The following is a 1,223-nucleotide window of genomic DNA, read 5'->3' on the forward strand; positions in this document are numbered from 1 at the left end:
GAGGAAGGGCTTTTTTGCAAAGGTCTCGACCTTTTTTTAGTTTCGCAGAAACTTATTCTTCGCTTTGATTTTTATCTTTTTTGCGCCATAAGCCTTTAAACAGCGCGCCTGCCCCAATCACACCGACAGCAATCAATTTGCCGAATTTGGCGAGCAATGCGCCTGCAAGAGCCAACAAGCCCAGTTTTTTCGCAGCCAATCCGCCGACTAAGGCTGCTAATCCGTATTCCGCCACTTTGTCGGTCGCGGCATTGAAATCGCTGTAACGCTTGCCTTCGTTGAATTCGATATTGCCCAATAATTCCCGTGCGATAGGTTTGTATTGGTCTACGCTGTTCAAATCGGTGACCATGGTCAGTTCGATAAAACCTTCGCGGCCGAGCTGGTAAGTGTTGTAGTTGATGGCAGGATTTTGGTCGGGTTTGTTTTTCTCCCAAACGTCAATCGACCAAATCAGGCGGTGGGTAGCCGCATCATATTGCGGTTTTTCCACCCAGCCGCGCGTTTCCAATTCAGGCAGGTTGCGGGCGGCACGTTCTTTGTTTTGCTCCTCAGAACCTTCTTTCAGCTGCTTGAGCATGCCTTCGACATCCCATTCTTTGGCATCATCGTCTTTGATGTAACCGGAATCATTGAAATTCAAATCGACCCACCAAGGGGCTGCGCTGTCTTTATTTTTTTGCTCCGGAATAATCAGCCCGTAGCGGTCGGGATTTGTGCCATTACCCCATTCTTCCATCAAGCTATTGGCGGCATCTTTTTTAATAAAGACCATTTTGGCGGGCAGTTTCAGTTTTGCCTGGTTGCCCAAGTCGATAACTGCCGGGCCGGTGATTGTTTGTTTGGCGATCTCGTCCTCTGAAACAGTTGAAGCATTTTTCGAGTTTGGCGCAGATGCTTCGACGGCTGAAGCAGTATCCGGTTTGGCGGCATACGCAGGCAAGGTTTGGAGGGATAACAAGGCTGCCAAAACAGCGCAGGCAAGACGGTTGCTTTTCATCATGGGGTTTCCATAAAAATGAGTTAAAAAATGCGGACAGCCGAAACACCATACGCTCCGGCGTGACCTGAGAAGGAAGTTTGCAATAATCAAACTACGTTTGCATATTAATATGCCTATGATTTGAAAAAAATGCGGATAAAATTTCCGATTGGTCGCAATTTGTTACCCAAAGGTACAGACAGTGGCGTTTTATAGTGGATTAACTTTAAACCAGTACGGC

At 47.3% G+C, this 1,223-nt stretch carries 1 protein-coding gene; it reads right to left on the reverse strand.

Going from position 1 to position 1,223, the window contains the following annotated elements; translation table 11 throughout:
- Window positions 1–52: 52 nt before the first annotated feature.
- A complete protein-coding gene (locus HMPREF3050_RS05460; RefSeq protein WP_003768332.1) occupies window positions 53–1,003 on the reverse strand; it encodes a DUF2167 domain-containing protein in 951 nt (316 codons plus the stop codon).
- Between the last annotated feature and the right edge of the window lie 220 nt (window positions 1,004–1,223).

This window comes from Neisseria sp. HMSC065D04 (genome assembly GCF_001815675.1).
In the GTDB taxonomy this organism is placed as follows: domain Bacteria; phylum Pseudomonadota; class Gammaproteobacteria; order Burkholderiales; family Neisseriaceae; genus Neisseria.